This window comes from Streptomyces lomondensis (assembly GCF_014651035.1).
Lineage (GTDB): Bacteria > Actinomycetota > Actinomycetes > Streptomycetales > Streptomycetaceae > Streptomyces > Streptomyces lomondensis.
Genome location: NZ_BMWC01000002.1, coordinates 106,763 through 121,116, shown reverse-complemented (window position 1 = coordinate 121,116; position 14,354 = coordinate 106,763). Strand labels below are relative to the sequence as shown.

Annotated in this window: 12 protein-coding genes; 7 read left to right on the top strand and 5 right to left on the bottom strand. The window is 72.8% G+C overall.

What is annotated here, in order from left to right; genetic code table 11:
* Window positions 1-25: 25 nt before the first annotated feature.
* The 3 genes from IE255_RS07930 to IE255_RS07920 form a co-directional block, all read right to left on the bottom strand.
* On the bottom strand, window positions 26-253 hold the full coding sequence (locus IE255_RS07930; RefSeq protein ID WP_031114311.1) for a DUF3107 domain-containing protein: 228 nt from the start codon (window positions 251-253) through the stop codon (window positions 26-28).
* A gap of 134 nt (window positions 254-387) precedes the next feature.
* Entirely contained in the window at window positions 388-1,035 is a 648-nt protein-coding gene (locus IE255_RS07925; RefSeq protein WP_190049469.1) for a TetR/AcrR family transcriptional regulator, read from the bottom strand.
* Window positions 1,036-1,242: 207 nt separating this feature from the next.
* Window positions 1,243-1,467, bottom strand: coding sequence for an Rv3202a family protein (locus tag IE255_RS07920; protein ID WP_190049468.1), 225 nt, complete (start codon window positions 1,465-1,467; stop codon window positions 1,243-1,245).
* 262 nt (window positions 1,468-1,729) lie between these two features.
* On the opposite strand from IE255_RS07920, the gene IE255_RS07915 reads away from it, so the two are divergent.
* The 7 genes from IE255_RS07915 to moeZ all read left to right on the top strand — a co-directional run bounded on the left by IE255_RS07915 (window position 1,730) and on the right by moeZ (window position 11,124).
* Window positions 1,730-2,923, top strand: a complete 1,194-nt coding sequence (locus IE255_RS07915) for an alpha/beta fold hydrolase (RefSeq protein WP_190049467.1) — start codon at window positions 1,730-1,732, stop codon at window positions 2,921-2,923.
* Between the two features lie 8 nt (window positions 2,924-2,931).
* The gene (locus IE255_RS07910) at window positions 2,932-4,731 is read left to right on the top strand and encodes a DUF3152 domain-containing protein (protein WP_190049466.1); all 1,800 of its coding nucleotides are present in this window, start codon (window positions 2,932-2,934) and stop codon (window positions 4,729-4,731) included.
* A 248-nt stretch (window positions 4,732-4,979) separates the two neighbouring features.
* Complete coding sequence (locus IE255_RS07905) at window positions 4,980-6,740, top strand: DUF3492 domain-containing protein (protein ID WP_190049465.1); 1,761 nt, start codon at window positions 4,980-4,982, stop codon at window positions 6,738-6,740.
* Window positions 6,737-8,065, top strand: a complete 1,329-nt coding sequence (locus IE255_RS07900; protein ID WP_190049464.1) for a hypothetical protein — start codon at window positions 6,737-6,739, stop codon at window positions 8,063-8,065. The genes IE255_RS07905 and IE255_RS07900 overlap by 4 nt, the downstream gene beginning before the upstream one ends.
* Before the next feature lie 120 nt (window positions 8,066-8,185).
* Window positions 8,186-9,145 (top strand): NAD-dependent epimerase/dehydratase family protein, encoded by a 960-nt coding sequence (locus tag IE255_RS07895; protein ID WP_086560583.1) that lies wholly within the window; start codon window positions 8,186-8,188, stop codon window positions 9,143-9,145.
* The gene (locus tag IE255_RS07890) at window positions 9,133-9,882 is read left to right on the top strand and encodes a spherulation-specific family 4 protein (RefSeq protein ID WP_190049463.1); all 750 of its coding nucleotides are present in this window, start codon (window positions 9,133-9,135) and stop codon (window positions 9,880-9,882) included. The genes IE255_RS07895 and IE255_RS07890 overlap by 13 nt, the downstream gene beginning before the upstream one ends.
* Before the next feature lie 63 nt (window positions 9,883-9,945).
* Entirely contained in the window at window positions 9,946-11,124 is a 1,179-nt protein-coding gene (gene moeZ, locus IE255_RS07885) for an adenylyltransferase/sulfurtransferase MoeZ (protein WP_190049462.1), read from the top strand.
* Between the two features lie 71 nt (window positions 11,125-11,195).
* On the opposite strand, the gene IE255_RS07880 is transcribed toward moeZ, so the two are convergent.
* Window positions 11,196-12,665 carry an alpha/beta hydrolase gene (locus IE255_RS07880; protein ID WP_190049461.1) on the bottom strand — a complete coding sequence of 490 codons (1,470 nt, stop codon included), beginning with the start codon at window positions 12,663-12,665 and terminating at the stop codon, window positions 11,196-11,198.
* Window positions 12,666-12,800: 135 nt separating this feature from the next.
* The gene (locus tag IE255_RS07875; RefSeq protein ID WP_190049460.1) at window positions 12,801-14,345 is read right to left on the bottom strand and encodes an alpha/beta hydrolase; all 1,545 of its coding nucleotides are present in this window, start codon (window positions 14,343-14,345) and stop codon (window positions 12,801-12,803) included.
* Window positions 14,346-14,354: the final 9 nt, after the last annotated feature.

Below are 14,354 nucleotides of genomic sequence, written 5' to 3'. Positions count from 1 at the left end.
GCCCCGCCCCGCTCCACGCATGCGCCTACAGCGCGCCGAAGCCCACCTTGCGCGGGGCCGGCTCACCGATCTCGACGTAGGCGAGACGGTCTGCCGGGACCAGGACCTTGCGGCCGTGCTCGTCCACGAGGGTCAGCAGCGGCGACTTCCCGGCCAGCGCCTCGGACACCGCCCGCTCGACCTCCTCGGCACTCTGACCGCTCTCCAGAACGATCTCGCGGGGCGCGTGCTGCACGCCGATCTTGACCTCCACGGCTATGTCCCTCCGACGGTCAGTGATTGCGCGACCTTCCGCGCCGTACGCAGCACACATTAGCCCGGTGAGGGGACGTACAGGCTCCGCCCGAGAACGCCACGAGCGAACAACGGGCGGGAACAACGCGCCCGTCAGTGGTGCTGCTGGTCCGTCCCGTGCAGCGGGAAGCCCGCGATGCCGCGCCACGCCAGTGAGGTGAGCAGCTGCACCGCCTGGTCGCGGGGCACGCTGCGGTCGCTGTGCAGCCAGGACCGCGCCACCACCTGGGCGAGGCCGCCCAGGCCCGAGGCGAGCAGCATCGACTCCGCGCGCGACAGGCCGGTGTCCTCGGCGATGACGTCGCAGATCGCCTCGGCGCACTCGTTGGTGACCTTGTCGACGCGCTCGCGCACGGCGGGCTCGTTCGTCAGGTCCGACTCGAAGACCAGGCGGAAGGCGCCGCCGTCGTCCTCGACGTAGGCGAAGTAGGCGTCCATCGTCGCCCGGACGCGCTGCTTGTTGTCGGTCGTCGACGCAAGCGCGTTCCGCACGGCCTGGATGAGTGACTCGCAGTGCTGGTCCAGCAGCGCGAGATAGAGGTCGAGCTTGCCCGGGAAGTGCTGGTAGAGCACCGGCTTGCTCACGCCGGCGCGCTCGGCGATGTCGTCCATCGCGGCCGCGTGGTAGCCCTGGGCCACGAAGACCTCCTGGGCCGCGCCCAGGAGCTGGTTGCGTCGGGCACGGCGCGGCAGGCGTGTGCCCCGCGGGCGAACCGCCTCTGTCTGCTCGATGGCTGTCACGCCGCCTCCCATATTCGTCCACGTGCGGATCTGGCCGCGTCGCCATCGTACTTTTCGGTAACCGTGGTGTGCGCGGTGAGAGCGCAGAATTTCACGGACCGGACGGTTATGAAAGCGGTTGAGAAGGTTTCAAACAGGGTCAGAGCGGGCAAGATACGGCCTCTTTCCTGCTCGATGGTGCTCTCCGTCGCCCGCCGGCGACGTGCGTCACCGGTAGTCGTCCTCGTCGAGCGAGACGATCCGGGTCTGCTCCACCAGGTCGGCCTCGTTGGCGCGGTCCGGGTCGACGCCGGTCAGCGGGTCGTCGCGGTTCGGCGCGATGTCCGCGTGCTGCTCGGCCGCGTCGACCTCGGGGGCCTCGACGTCGTACTCCTGCGCCTCCGGCACGTCCTCGTCCTCGAACGTCTCCGGGTCGGTGGGGTCTACAGCCATGCTGGGCTCCCTTCCTACGAACGTCCCTGGGAATACAGGGGTCACACGCGGGTGCCCTCTGTACGAGCCTAGGAGACACCCGTTCCGGACGCTATGCGATCCGCGTCCGGAACGTGACGCAGTGCGCATCCCGTCGACTGCTTCCCATGGTGCTTCTCATGTGCCTTTCTCATCCGCCCTTCTCATCTGCCCCTCCCGTATGGCCGATTCCTGTGACGCCGAACACATGAGCCACTACGTGATCGTCTCGTAACATTGCCGCATGTCTTCGACCGAGCTGCCGTTCGTGCCGCCCGCCAATGTGCTGCCGAAGGTGGGGGCCGTCAGGGTCGCCGAGGGCGAGCGGCTCAGGTCGGTCGAGCTGCCCGGGGTCACGCTCACGGTGCGGTCGAGACCACCCGCGCGCGAGGGGCTGCCTCCCGCGTTGTACGTCCACGGGCTCGGGGGCTCCTCGCAGAACTGGTCGGCGCTGATGCAGCTGCTGGAGGACGCCGTCGACAGCGAGGCCGTCGACCTGCCGGGCTTCGGCGACTCCCCGCCCCCGGACGACGGCGACTACTCCGTCACGGGGCACGCGCGCGCGGTCATCCGTTACCTCGACGCGACCGGGCGCGGCCCCGTGCACCTGTTCGGGAACTCGCTCGGCGGCGCCATCACCACCCGTGTCGCCGCGGTCCGGCCCGATCTGGTCCGTACGCTCACGCTTGTGTCGCCTGCCCTGCCGGAGATCCGAGTGCAGCGCTCCGCCGTGCCGACGGGGCTGCTCGCCGTGCCCGGGGTCGCGCCGCTCTTCACGCGCCTCACCCGGGAGTGGACCGCGGAGCAGCGCGTCCGTGGCGTGATGGCGCTGTGCTACGGGGACCCGGGGCGGGTCACGCCGGAAGGATTCCGCAACGCGGTGCAGGAGATGGAGCGGCGGCTGAAGCTGCCCTACTTCTGGGACGCGATGGCGCGCTCCGCGCGCGGGATCGTCAACGCGTACACCCTGGGCGGCCAGCACGGACTGTGGCGCCAGGCCGAGCGCGTCCTCGCGCCGACCCTCCTCGTCTACGGCGGCCGGGACCAGCTCGTCGGCTTCCGCATGGCCCAGAAGGCGGCCCGGGCGTTCCGCGACTCGCGGTTGGTGACATTGCCGGACGCGGGGCACGTGGCCATGATGGAGTACCCGGAGACGGTTGCTCTGGCGTTTCGTGAACTCCTCGAGGATTTTGGCGAGTTGGGCACGCAGCGCGCGCGGCGTGCCCGGGGCGGAACGGGCCCGGGCGAGTCGGGCGCGGGCCGGCCGGATGCCGAGGACGAGGGCGACTCCGGTGCGGTTTCCGGTGCGGTTTCCGGTGCGGTGGACGGGCGCAAGTCGGTTGCCGCGGGTACGGTCGCCTCGGGTGCGCGCGAGCCGGGCGCCCGCAGGGACGACGCCGTCGACGGAGAAAGCACCGACGAGAGCATGGGGGGCTGAGGCGCGACGTGGGACGCCACAGCCGCCGCGGGCCCGTCGCCAAGGGCGACACCGCGGACACAACCGCAGTACGGGACGGCCGGTCCGGGCCGGCGCAGGGACCCCGGCCGGGCCAGGGCCAGGCGCCGGACACCAGCCGCGGCGGTCGGCCGGTGCCGCCTCGCCCGGAGACGGGTCGGGGAGACCGGCCGGTGCCGCTTCGCCCGGACGCGGGTCGGGGAGACCGGCCTGCGCCGGGAGACCGGTCTACGCCGCCCGGCGTCGGGCAGGGCGGCTGGCCGCCGCCGGGTGCGGGTCCCCGCCGCATGCCGGGGCCACGGCCGGCACCGGCCTCCGGGACGCCGCCGCACGGAATGCCGCGTCTGCCCGAGGGTTGGATTCCGGACGGCACGCCCGCGCATGGCGTGCCGCGTGTTGCCGACGGGACGCCGCCGGGCGGTGTTCCGCGGCTGCCCGACGGGACTCCCGCGCAGGGGGTTCCGCGGTGGCCGGACGGGACGCCCGCCCATGGGGTGCCACGCTTCTCGGACGGGACGCCGGCGCGCGGGGTGCCGCGTATTGCCGACGGGACGCCGCCGCGTGGTGTTCCGCGGCTGCCGGACGGGACTCCCGGGCACGGCGTTCCTCGGCTGCCGGACGGGACTCCCGCGCAGGGCGTTCCGAGGTTGCCCGACGGCACGCCCGGGCACGGCTTCCCGCAGGCCCGTGGAGGCCATCCCGAGCAGCGGGAAGCCGGGGGCGGCTGGGGTGAGTTGAGGGGGAACGGCGGGGGCGGTGCTCCGATACCGCGGCAGCGACGGGCCTCTGTGCCCGGGCCGCGGCAGGAGTATCTCGACGCCTTCGAAGAGGAGGACGACGTCTTCGCCCCCCGTACGCCCGCCTCCGCGCACGCGGCGGACGCCTACGCCTCCGTCACGGACTGGAGTGCCGGCACCCCGGCAGACCCGCGCTTCGCCGACCACGACGACGCGGCGCCCACCGGCGCGCCCGCGCCGGGCAAGGGCGCCAAGAGCCGTACCTTCACCGGCATCGCGGCCGCCGCCGTCACCACGGTGCTGGCCGTCGTCGTCGCGGGCCAGGTCGCCGACGACCCCGCCGGTGCCGACGTGCAGTCGCAGTCCGCCACCGACCAGGCCCGCGATGTCCGCGACTCCGCGTCCCGCGCGGCCGGCCGGGTGCCGCCCGCCCCGGCGCCCGGCGTGACGCCGCTGACGTACGACGAGAAGATGGCCCGGAGGTACCCGCTCGGCGCCGCGCTCAAGGGCTCGGGGAAGTTCGACGCCGTGCCCGGCATCGCCAAGGCGCCGGGCGCGGGGCAGAAGTTCACCTACCGCGTGGACGTGGAGCAGGGACTCGGTCTCGACGGCGGGCTCTTCGCCGACGCCGTGCAGAAGACGCTCAACGACCAGCGCAGCTGGGCCCACAACGGCGCGCGTACGTTCGAGCGCATCTACTCCGGCAGGCCCGACTTCGTCATCACGCTCGCCAGCCCCGGCACGACCGCCGACTGGTGCGCCAAGTCCGGCCTTGACACCACCGTGGACAACGTCTCCTGCGACTCGGCCGCGACCGAGCGCGTGATGATCAACGCCTACCGGTGGGCCCAGGGCTCGGAGACGTACGGCGACGAGATCCACGCCTACCGGCAGATGCTGATCAATCATGAGGTCGGACACCGCCTCGGCTACGGCCACGTCACCTGCGACAAGGACGGCGACCTCGCCCCGGTCATGCAGCAGCAGACCAAGTTCCTCGACCACGACGGCATCCGCTGCCGCGCCAACCCCTGGCCGCATCCCAAGAGCTGACCGGCATCCCGGGGGGCCGGCCCACGTCACGGGCCGCCGGGAGCCGCTGCCACATATGACGATCCGTGTCCGGCTGATCTCCTAGCGCGACGGAACGCGGTCCGCAGGGGAAAGTTACGACCGTTCACCCCTTTTGGTGGTGCGACGGACAACCGTCCGTCGCACCACCGCCTTGTCCGCATACGTTCTTCCCGCTGCGAGCCGCCGGGCAACGGCGGCTCCCCATACGGGAGATCGGGGGTGCACTCGTGCGCATCGGACTACTTACGGAGGGTGGCTATCCGTATGTGAGCGGTGACGCCAGGCTCTGGTGCGACCGGCTGGTGCGCGGGCTCGGACAGCACGAGTTCGACGTCTACGCACTCAGCCGCAGCCAACGCCAGGAGGACGAGGGCTGGATCCCGCTGCCGCCGAACGTCCGCAGGGTGCGCACCGCGCCCCTCTGGCCGGCCGAGGACGACGACGTGGTGCTGGGCCGCCGGGCACGCCGGCGCTTCACCGAGTGCTTCGGGGAACTGGCGGCCGTGCTGTGCGGGGCGTCCGGGGGTCCGTCGGCATCCGGGAGCGGGCCGGTCTCCGGGGGCGGGCCGGTCTCCGGGGGCGGGCCGGTCTCCGGAGGGACGTCGATCCCTGAGGCGGACCGTTTCGCCAACGCTCTGTACGGACTCGCCGAACTCGCCCGCGAGGAGGGCGGCCTGTCCGGAGCACTCCGTTCCGAGGCCGCCGTACGCACACTGGAACGCGCCTGTCGTGCGCCCGGCGCCCAACGCGCGGCACGCGAGGCGCGCGTACCCGATCTGCTCACCGTGGCCGCGTACCTGGAACGCGCCCTGCGCCCCCTCTCCCTCGACTGGTACGAGGACAACGGCCTCGGTGCGGTCGACCTCTGCCACGCCGCGTCCGGCGGCCCGGCCGTCCTGCCGGGCCTGCTGGCCCGCCATTTCACCGGCGTGCCCCTGCTGGTGACCGAGTACGGCGTGCGCCTGCGCACGCACTACCTCACCGCTCCCGAGGCCCCACCCGCCGTACGGTCCCTGCTGGCCGCCTTCCACGGCAGGCTCGCGGCCGAGGCCTACGCACGGGCCGAGACCGTCACCGCCGGCAACACGCACGCCCGCCGCTGGCAGGAGCGCTGCGGTGCCGACCGGGAGAAGCTCCGCACGGTCTACCCCGGCATGGACGCCCGGCCCTTCGCGGAGGTCGGCGAGTCCCCGGAGTGCGCGGACCCGGACACCCTCGTCTGGGTCGGCCGCGTCGAGCCCGCCAAGGACCTGGTCTCGCTGCTGCACGCCTTCGCGGAGGTCCGCAAGCGGCAGCCGAGGACGCGCCTGCGCATCGTCGGCGCCCCCGCCGGCGCCGAGGGCGCCGCCTACCTCGGCCATTGCAGGACACTGGCCGCCCAGCTCTTCCCCGACGAGGCCGACGGCCCGCACACCGCCGGCGACAACCCGGTGTCCTTCGAGGAGATCGGCGGGCCGGACCTCCCGGCCGCCGCCGACGCCTACGCCTCGGGCGCCGTGACCGTCCTGTCCAGCGTCGTCGAAGGCTTCCCGATCAGCCTCGTCGAAGCCATGCTCTGCGGGCGCGCGACGGTGTCGACCGACGTCGGCGCCGTGGTGGAGGTGATCGGCGGTACGGGCCTCGTCGTACCGCCGCGCAACCCGCGGGCCCTCGCCGAGGCGTGCGTGACGCTGCTGCGCGACCCCGAGCGCCGCGAGCGCCTGGGGGCCGCCGCTCGCGCCCGTGCCCTCGAACTGTTCACGGTCGAGCAGAACATCGAGGCATTTCACGGCATTTACCTGGAGATCGTCTCGCGCACGCCGATCCGCCGTGTCGTCCTCGACGAAGCGGGAGAACCGCTGCCCTTCGCCTATCCGGCCGAGGCCCACGTCCCGGTCCGCTGGGCCGACCCGGCGACCCGCCTCGTCGCCCGCGGTGGCCCCGGCTGGGCGACGGACGGCCCCGTACGAGCCGCCACTCCCGTCCCCGCCCCGGAGGGAGCACGATGAACGACCTGGGCGAACGGGACCGGCCGGGAACCCCGACCAGCCCCGGGGCATGGGACGCCCGCTCGGAGCGAACCCTGAACACCGCGAGCACGACCTCTCCCGCCCCGGAGACAGCAACGGACAGCGAGCAGCCCGCGAAACCGGAGACGGCCACCAGCAGCGAGCCGCCCGCGGAAACGGTCACTGGCCGGACACCGTCCACTCGGGAGACGGGCACCGACCGCAAGGCCGCCGCCCCGCGCCGCGGCGCCGCCGACCCCGTGAAGGCGCTGATGCATCGTCACCGGGAGCTGTGCGAACGCGCGGTCGACCCCCTGGAGATCGCGGCGGGGCTGGAAGCACACGGCATCACCGACCGGACCGCCGCCCGCTTCCGCCACCGGGACGTCTTCTCCCTCGCGGAGGAGATGTACGCACGGGCCTCGCGAGACGGGGACGGACCCCCGCCCGCCGCACCCGCCGCCCCCCGGGCATGCGCCGACTGGGCCCTCCTGACCCTCCTGCCGGGCGCGCTGTGCGCCGCCGCCGTGGCGGCCGTGCACCTCACCCACGGCCGGTCGCGTCTGTTCGCGGCCGCCGCCGGCGCCCTCGCCGTCGCCCTGGCCCTCCACGCGGCCCTGCGCCGGGGACCCCTGAGCGCGGCCGACCGCACCACCCCCGGCAGAACCACCACGTGGACCGCCTGGCTCATCGGCTACTCCCTCCTGGGCAACGGACTGCTCGACAGCGCCGTCGCCGGGGGCCCCGACGGCCTGCCCACCGGCACGGCCGACGGCCCCTGGCCCCTGACCGCCGCCCCCGTCCTGGCCCTCGCCCTGGCCTGCGCGCCCGCGGCCTGGATCGCCCACCTCTTCACCGGGCGCGCCCGCCGCAGACTCGCCGCGAGCCGCGGCCTGGACGACTTCGCCGCCGCCGTACGACCGCTCCTGCTCGGCGCCTTCGCCCTGTTCCTGGGCACCCTGGCGGCCCTGCTCGTCCTCTGCACAGCGGCCCTCGACGAGCCCGCGGCCTACGCGGAGGCCCTCACCCTGGGCGCCCTCCTCTTCCTGGCCCGCCTCCTCACCACCCACGGTTTCAGCTACGCCCCGGCCGTGGTCCTCACCGCGACGGCCACCGTCCAGGCGGCCGCCCTCGCCACGGTCTTCGCCGCCCGCCTCCCCGGCTGCGGCCTCCTGGCCACGCCCGTCGACATCCTCGTCACGACCTGGGGCGCCGGCAGCGTCCCCACGCTCGCCTGCGGTGCCGCGGCCCTGGCCCTCCTGATCCACGCGACCCGCAAGCTGACCCGGGCCTCGGCCCACGCACCGCCGGAGCCCGCACGGTGACCGCCGCGGGCACCGGCCCCACCGGCGCCCGCCGCACCCGTCACACCCCTCCCTTCCGCCCTCAAGGAGAACCCGCATGACCACCCACCCAGGAGCCCCGGCCACGACGGGAGCCGCGCGATGAGAGTCCTGCTGATCGGAGCCAACGGCTACATCGGGCGCTTCGTCGCCGACCGTCTGCTCGCCGACCCGGCCGTGCAGCTCACCGCGCTCGGCCGCGGCGACGACGCCGACGTCCGCTTCGACCTCGCCTCCGGCAGCCCCGGCGCCCTCACCCGCTTCCTCGACGCGGTCCACCCCGGTGTCGTCGTCAACTGCGCCGGAGCCACCCGCGGCGGCGCCCGCGAGCTCACCCGGCACAACACCGTCGCCGTGGCCACCGTCTGCGAGGCCCTGCGCCGCAGCGGCTGCGGCGCCCGTCTCGTGCAGATCGGGTGCAGCGCGGAGTACGGCCCGAGCCAGCCCGGCTCCTCCACGGCGGAGGACGCCGTGCCCCGGCCCGGCGGACCGTACGGCGTCAGCAAACTCGCCGCCACCGAACTGGTCCTCGGCTCCGGCCTGGACGCCGTCGTCCTGCGGGTCTTCTCCCCGGCCGGACCCGGCACCCCCGCCGGCTCCCCGCTGGGCCGTCTCGCCGAGGCCATGCGCCGTGCCATGCAGTCCGGCGACGGCGAGCTGAAACTCGGCGGCCTCGGCGCGCAGCGCGACTTCGTCGACGTCCGCGACGTGGCGCGCGCCGTGCACGCCGCCTCGCTCTCCGCCGCGCAGGGTGTCATCAACATCGGCTCCGGCCGCGCCGTGCGGCTGCGCGACGCCGCAGCGGTCCTCGCCCGCGTGGCCGGATACGGCGGCGCCCTCCACGAGCTCGACGGCCCGCCCGGCGCCCTGCGCCCGGCCATCGGCCACCCCCGCCCCGACCCGGACCACGCGCCCCCGGTCGCGTACCCGTACCCGGACGGCTGCGGCAGCTGGCAGCAGGCCGATGTGCGCACCGCGCGCGACCGGCTCGGCTGGCGCCCCCGGATCGGCCTCGAGGAGTCCCTCGCGGACATCTGGATGGAGGCGGCATGCCGCATCTGACCAGCACGCGTCCCCGCACCTCCAGCACGGAGCTCCGCCCCGGCGTCGGCGTCCCCGGCTACGCGCACCCCCTCCTCGCCCTCACCGAGTGGGGCGAACTGACCCGTCCCGGCACCCCGCTGCACTGGGTCGTCCTCAACGTGGCGGACGGTCCCGGCGCCCGTCCCGACCCGCACTGCCTGGACGCGGCCGGCCGGCTGCGCAACGCGGACGTCCGCGTCCTCGGCCGGCTCGACACCCGGTACGGTTCCCGGGCCTTCGGCGAACTGGTCTCGGACGCCCACCGGTTCGTCGACTGGTACCAGGTCGACGGCTTCCTGCTGGACCGCTGCCCGGCGGACCACGCCGGGCTGCCCGAGGTCCGCCGCACGGTCGCCACGCTCCGCGTGATCCGTGACGACGCCCACATCGTCCTCGGCCACGGCATCCACCCGAACCCCGGCTACGCCGAGCTCGCCGACCAGCTGGTCACCTTCTCCGGCCCCTGGAGCGACTACCGCTGGTCGCAGGCGGCCGAGTGGACCGCCGGCCACCCGCCGGAGCGCTTCTGCCACTTCGTCCACGGCCTGCCCCGCCCCCACCTGGACGAGGCTCTGCGCATCGCCCGCCGGCAGGGCGCCGCGACGATCTGGTTCACCGACCGCACGGACCGCGGCGGCCGCACCGACCCCTGGGGGTCCCTGCCCGGCTACTGGGACGCATTCGTCTCGCGTATCGGAACAGGTGTCTCGGAATGAAAAAGCGCGTGGCACTGTTACGGGGAGAACAACCGTAGTGATTGACCGACCAACGGAGTCCCCGTGTCGTTGCCACCCCTGGTCGAGCCAGCTTCCGAGCTCACCGTAGACGAGGTTCGCAGGTACTCCCGCCACCTGATCATCCCCGACGTCGGGATGGACGGGCAGAAGCGGCTGAAGAACGCCAAGGTGCTGTGTGTGGGCGCCGGCGGCCTGGGCTCGCCGGCGCTGATGTACCTGGCCGCCGCGGGCGTCGGCACCCTCGGCATCGTGGAGTTCGACGAGGTCGACGAGTCGAACCTCCAGCGTCAGATCATCCACAGCCAGTCCGACATCGGCCGCTCCAAGGCCGAGTCCGCCCGCGACAGCGTCAAGGGCATCAACCCGTACGTGAACGTGATCCTTCACGAAGAGCGGCTCGAGGCCGACAACGTGATGGACATCTTCAGCCAGTACGACCTGATCGTCGACGGCACGGACAACTTCGCGACCCGCTACCTGGTCAACGACGCCTGCGTGCTGCTGAACAAGCCGTACGTGTGGGGCTCGATCTACCGCTTCGACGGGCAGGCCTCCGTCTTCTGGTCCGAGCACGGTCCCTGCTACCGCTGCCTGTACCCGGAGCCCCCGCCCCCCGGCATGGTCCCCTCCTGCGCCGAGGGCGGCGTCCTGGGCGTGCTGTGCGCGTCCATCGGATCCATCCAGGTCAACGAGGCCATCAAGCTCCTCGCCGGCATCGGCGAGCCGCTGGTCGGCCGGCTGATGATCTACGACGCCCTGGAGATGCAGTACCGCCAGGTCAAGGTCCGCAAGGACCCGAACTGCGCGGTCTGCGGCGAGAACCCGACCGTCACCGAGCTCATCGACTACGAGGCCTTCTGCGGCGTCGTGTCCGAGGAGGCCCAGGCGGCGGCCGCCGACTCCACGATCACTCCCAAGCAGCTCAAGGAGTGGATCGACGACGGCGAGAGCATCGACATCATCGATGTCCGCGAGCCGAACGAGTACGAGATCGTCTCCATCCCGGGCGCCCGGCTGATCCCGAAGAACGAGTTCCTCATGGGCACCGCCCTGGAGAGCCTCCCGCAGGACAAGAAGATCGTCTTGCACTGCAAGACGGGTGTCCGCAGTGCGGAAGTCCTCGCGGTGCTGAAGTCCGCGGGCTTCTCGGACGCGGTCCACGTCGGCGGCGGCGTCATCGGCTGGGTCAACCAGATCGAGCCGGACAAGCCGGTGTACTGAGCCGTATCCGGCCTGCCTTTGCGAGCGGCGGGGGCTTCGGGCGCCACGGGTGCCCGAAGCCCCCGCCGTCGTCATGAGCAGACCTTGCCGTCCTCGGGCACCGACCCGTCCAGCAGATACGCGTTCACCGTGGAGTCGACGCAGTCGCTCCCACTGCCGTACGCACCGTGTCCCTCGCCCCGCCAGGTGAGCATCACTCCGACACCCTTGCCCAGTTCGTCGGCCATCCTGCGCGCACCCTCGTACGGCGTGGCCGGGTCGCCGGTGTTGCCGACGACCAGGATCGGCGCCGCGCCCGGCGCGCTCACCTCCGGCGTGTCGTGCTGCCCGGGCACCGGCCAGTCGTGGCACCAGCCGGCCATGTCCCAGCCGAGGAACCTCCCGAAGACCGGCGAGATCTTCTCGAACTGAGGCAGCAACTGCTTCGTCCGGGCCACGGTCGGCCGCTGCCTGTCGTCCAGGCACGATATGACCCGCTGGGAGTGCGTCGTCGTGCCGTAGCGGCCCGACGGGTCGCGTTCGTTGTAGCCGTCGGCCAGGGCCAGCAGCTCCGAGCCGTCGCCCCGCTCCGCCGCGTCGAGGGCGCTGGTCAGCGTGGGCCAGCTGTCCTTGCTGTACAGGGGCAGGACGATGCCGGTGACCGCGAGCGTCTGGGTCAGCTTCCGCCCGGGTGTGGCCGTCGGCAGGGGCCGGGCGTCGATCCGTCGCAGCAGGTCCGCGATCTTCCGGGAGCCCTGGCCCGGGTCCTGGCCGGTGGATTCGAGGTAGCCGTTCAGCGCGCGCTGGAAGCCCCTGGCCTGGTTCTGGGCATGGCCCACCGTGTCGGCGCCGGGGTCGACCACCGCGTCCAGCGTCATCCGCCCCACCTTCTTCGGGAACAGGTGGGCATAGGTGCCGCCCAGTTCGGTGCCGTAGGAGATGCCGAAGTAGTTCATCCTGTCGTCGCCGAGGGCCTCGCGGATGCGGTCCATGTCGCGGGCCGAGTCGGCGGTCGAGACATGCGCCAGCAGCTTCCCGGCGTCCTTCCGGCAGCCCTGGGCGAAGTCGGCGGCGTCCGCGAAGTAGGCCTGCTCCTCGGCGGGGGTGTCCGGCGTGACGTCCACCGACTCGGCCGCCTGGATCTCCTTGTCGCCGCGGCAGCGCACGCCCTCGCTGGCGCCCACCCCGCGCGGGTCCCAGCTCACCAGGTCGTACCGCTCGCGGAGCTGGGAGACCGTCGGAGCGTACGACGGCATCATCGACAGGCCCGAGGCGCCGGGGCCGCCGAAGTTGAACAGGAGCGAGCCGACGCGGTCGTCGCCGCGGGCCTTGGCGCGGATCAGCCCCAGGCCGATCGTCTCGCCGTCCGGCTCCGACCAGTCCAGCGGCACCTTGAGCGTCGCGCACTGCCACTCGCTGCTCGGCGCCGGGGCGTCGGCCGTGGCCTTGCAGCGACTCCAGGAGAGCCCGCCCTTGTCGTCCTCGGACGAGCCGCCGGCGCAGCCCGCTGCCAGCAGGGCCGAGGCGACCGCCAGAGCGGTCCACCGTACGAAGCGCGTCATGTGCCCATCCCCCCTCGCAGGCCGTCCGCTCCGTGCCGCGGATGGCGATCAGGCCATGGTAGGCAGATCCCGCGTCGGCCGTTCCGGCCTGTGGATAACCTTCTGACCTGCGCCTTTGTCAGGGCTGGTCCGGGATCAGGTGCAGACGGTCCCCGCCCGCGGCACCTTTCCGTCCAGCAGATAGCCGTTCACGGCGTCCTGCACGCACTTGTTCTCGCTGTCGTAGGCGCCGTGCCCCTGCCCCCGGTACGTCAGCTCGACCCCGACGCCCTCGCCCAGCGCGTCCACCATCTTCCGCGCGCCCTCGTACGGGGTGGCCGGGTCGCCGGTGTTGCCGACGACCAGGATCGGCGCCGCGCCCGGTGCGCTCACGTCGGGGTGGTCGGCGGCGCCCGGCACGGCCCAGTCGATGCAGCTGATCATGCCCCAGGCCAGGTAGTCGCCGAACAGGTCGGACGCGGCCCGGAACTCGGGCAGCTTCCGCTCGACGTAGGCGGTGTCGTAGCGGGGTTTGTCGTCGGCGCAGTTGATGGCGGAGTTGGCGGCGGCGAGGTTGCTGTACTCGCCGTTCTCCTTGCGTCCGTTCATCGAGTCGGACAGCAGCAGCAGGATCCTGCCGTCACCGTCGTACGCCTGCTGGAGGCCCTCGGTGAGGTACTCCCAGAAGTCCTGCGAGTACAGCGCCTGCGCGATGCCGCTGGTCGCCGCGGTCTGGGTCAGTTCGCGGGGGAAGACGCCCGGGATGGGCCGGCTGTCGAGGTCCCTCAGCAGCCTGGCGATACGGTCCTTCACGTCCTGCGCGCTGGTGCCGATGGGGCACTCCTCGGTCTGCGACACGCAGTGCTCGGCGAAGTTGTCGAGCGCGAGCTGGAAGCCCTTCACCTGCCCGAGCGAGCCCTGTTCGGCGTTCTGCGTGGGATCGACGACGGCGTCGAACACGGCACGGCCGACCCTCCTGGGGAACAGGTGGGCGTAGACGCCGCCGAGTTCGGTGCCGTATGAGATGCCGAAGTAGTGCAGCTTGCCGTCGCCGAGGACCTGGCGCATCAGGTCCAGGTCCCGGGCCGCGTCGGTGGTGCGCACATGCGGCAGCATCCTCTTCGAGTTCTGCTCGCAGGCCTCGTTGAACTCCTTGGTGCTGTCCAGGAGTTCGGTGCGCTCGGCCGCGTCGTCGGGCGTGCCGTCCTGCTGGAAGTACGCGTCGAGCTCCTGATCGTTCTCGCAGATCACGGGGGCGCTGCGGCCGACGCCGCGGGGATCGAAGCTGACCAGGTCGTAGCGGGTGCGCAGGGTCTCGTAGCCCTCCGCGAAGGCGGGCAGCGAGGTGATGCCCGAGCCGCCGGGGCCGCCGAAGTTGAAGATGAGCGAGCCGATGCGCCGGCTCGCGTCACCGGCCCTGGCGCGGATCAGCGCGAGGTCGATCGTGTCGCCCTCGGGGTCGTCCCAGTCGAGGGGCGCCTTTATCGTGGCGCACTGCCACTCGCCGCCGTCCGGCAGGGGCGAGGGCGGAGCGCCTCCGCCCTGGGCCTCGGAGGGGGCCGGGCACTCCTCCCAGTCCAGCTCCTGCCGCGTGAGGTCCTCGTCCTCGGCGTCGTCCTCCCCGCAGCCCGCCAGCACGGCGGACAGCAGCACGGCGGTGGCGGTCAGGGCGGCGGCGCGCAGCCGGAGGAGGGTTGGCATGGTTCCATC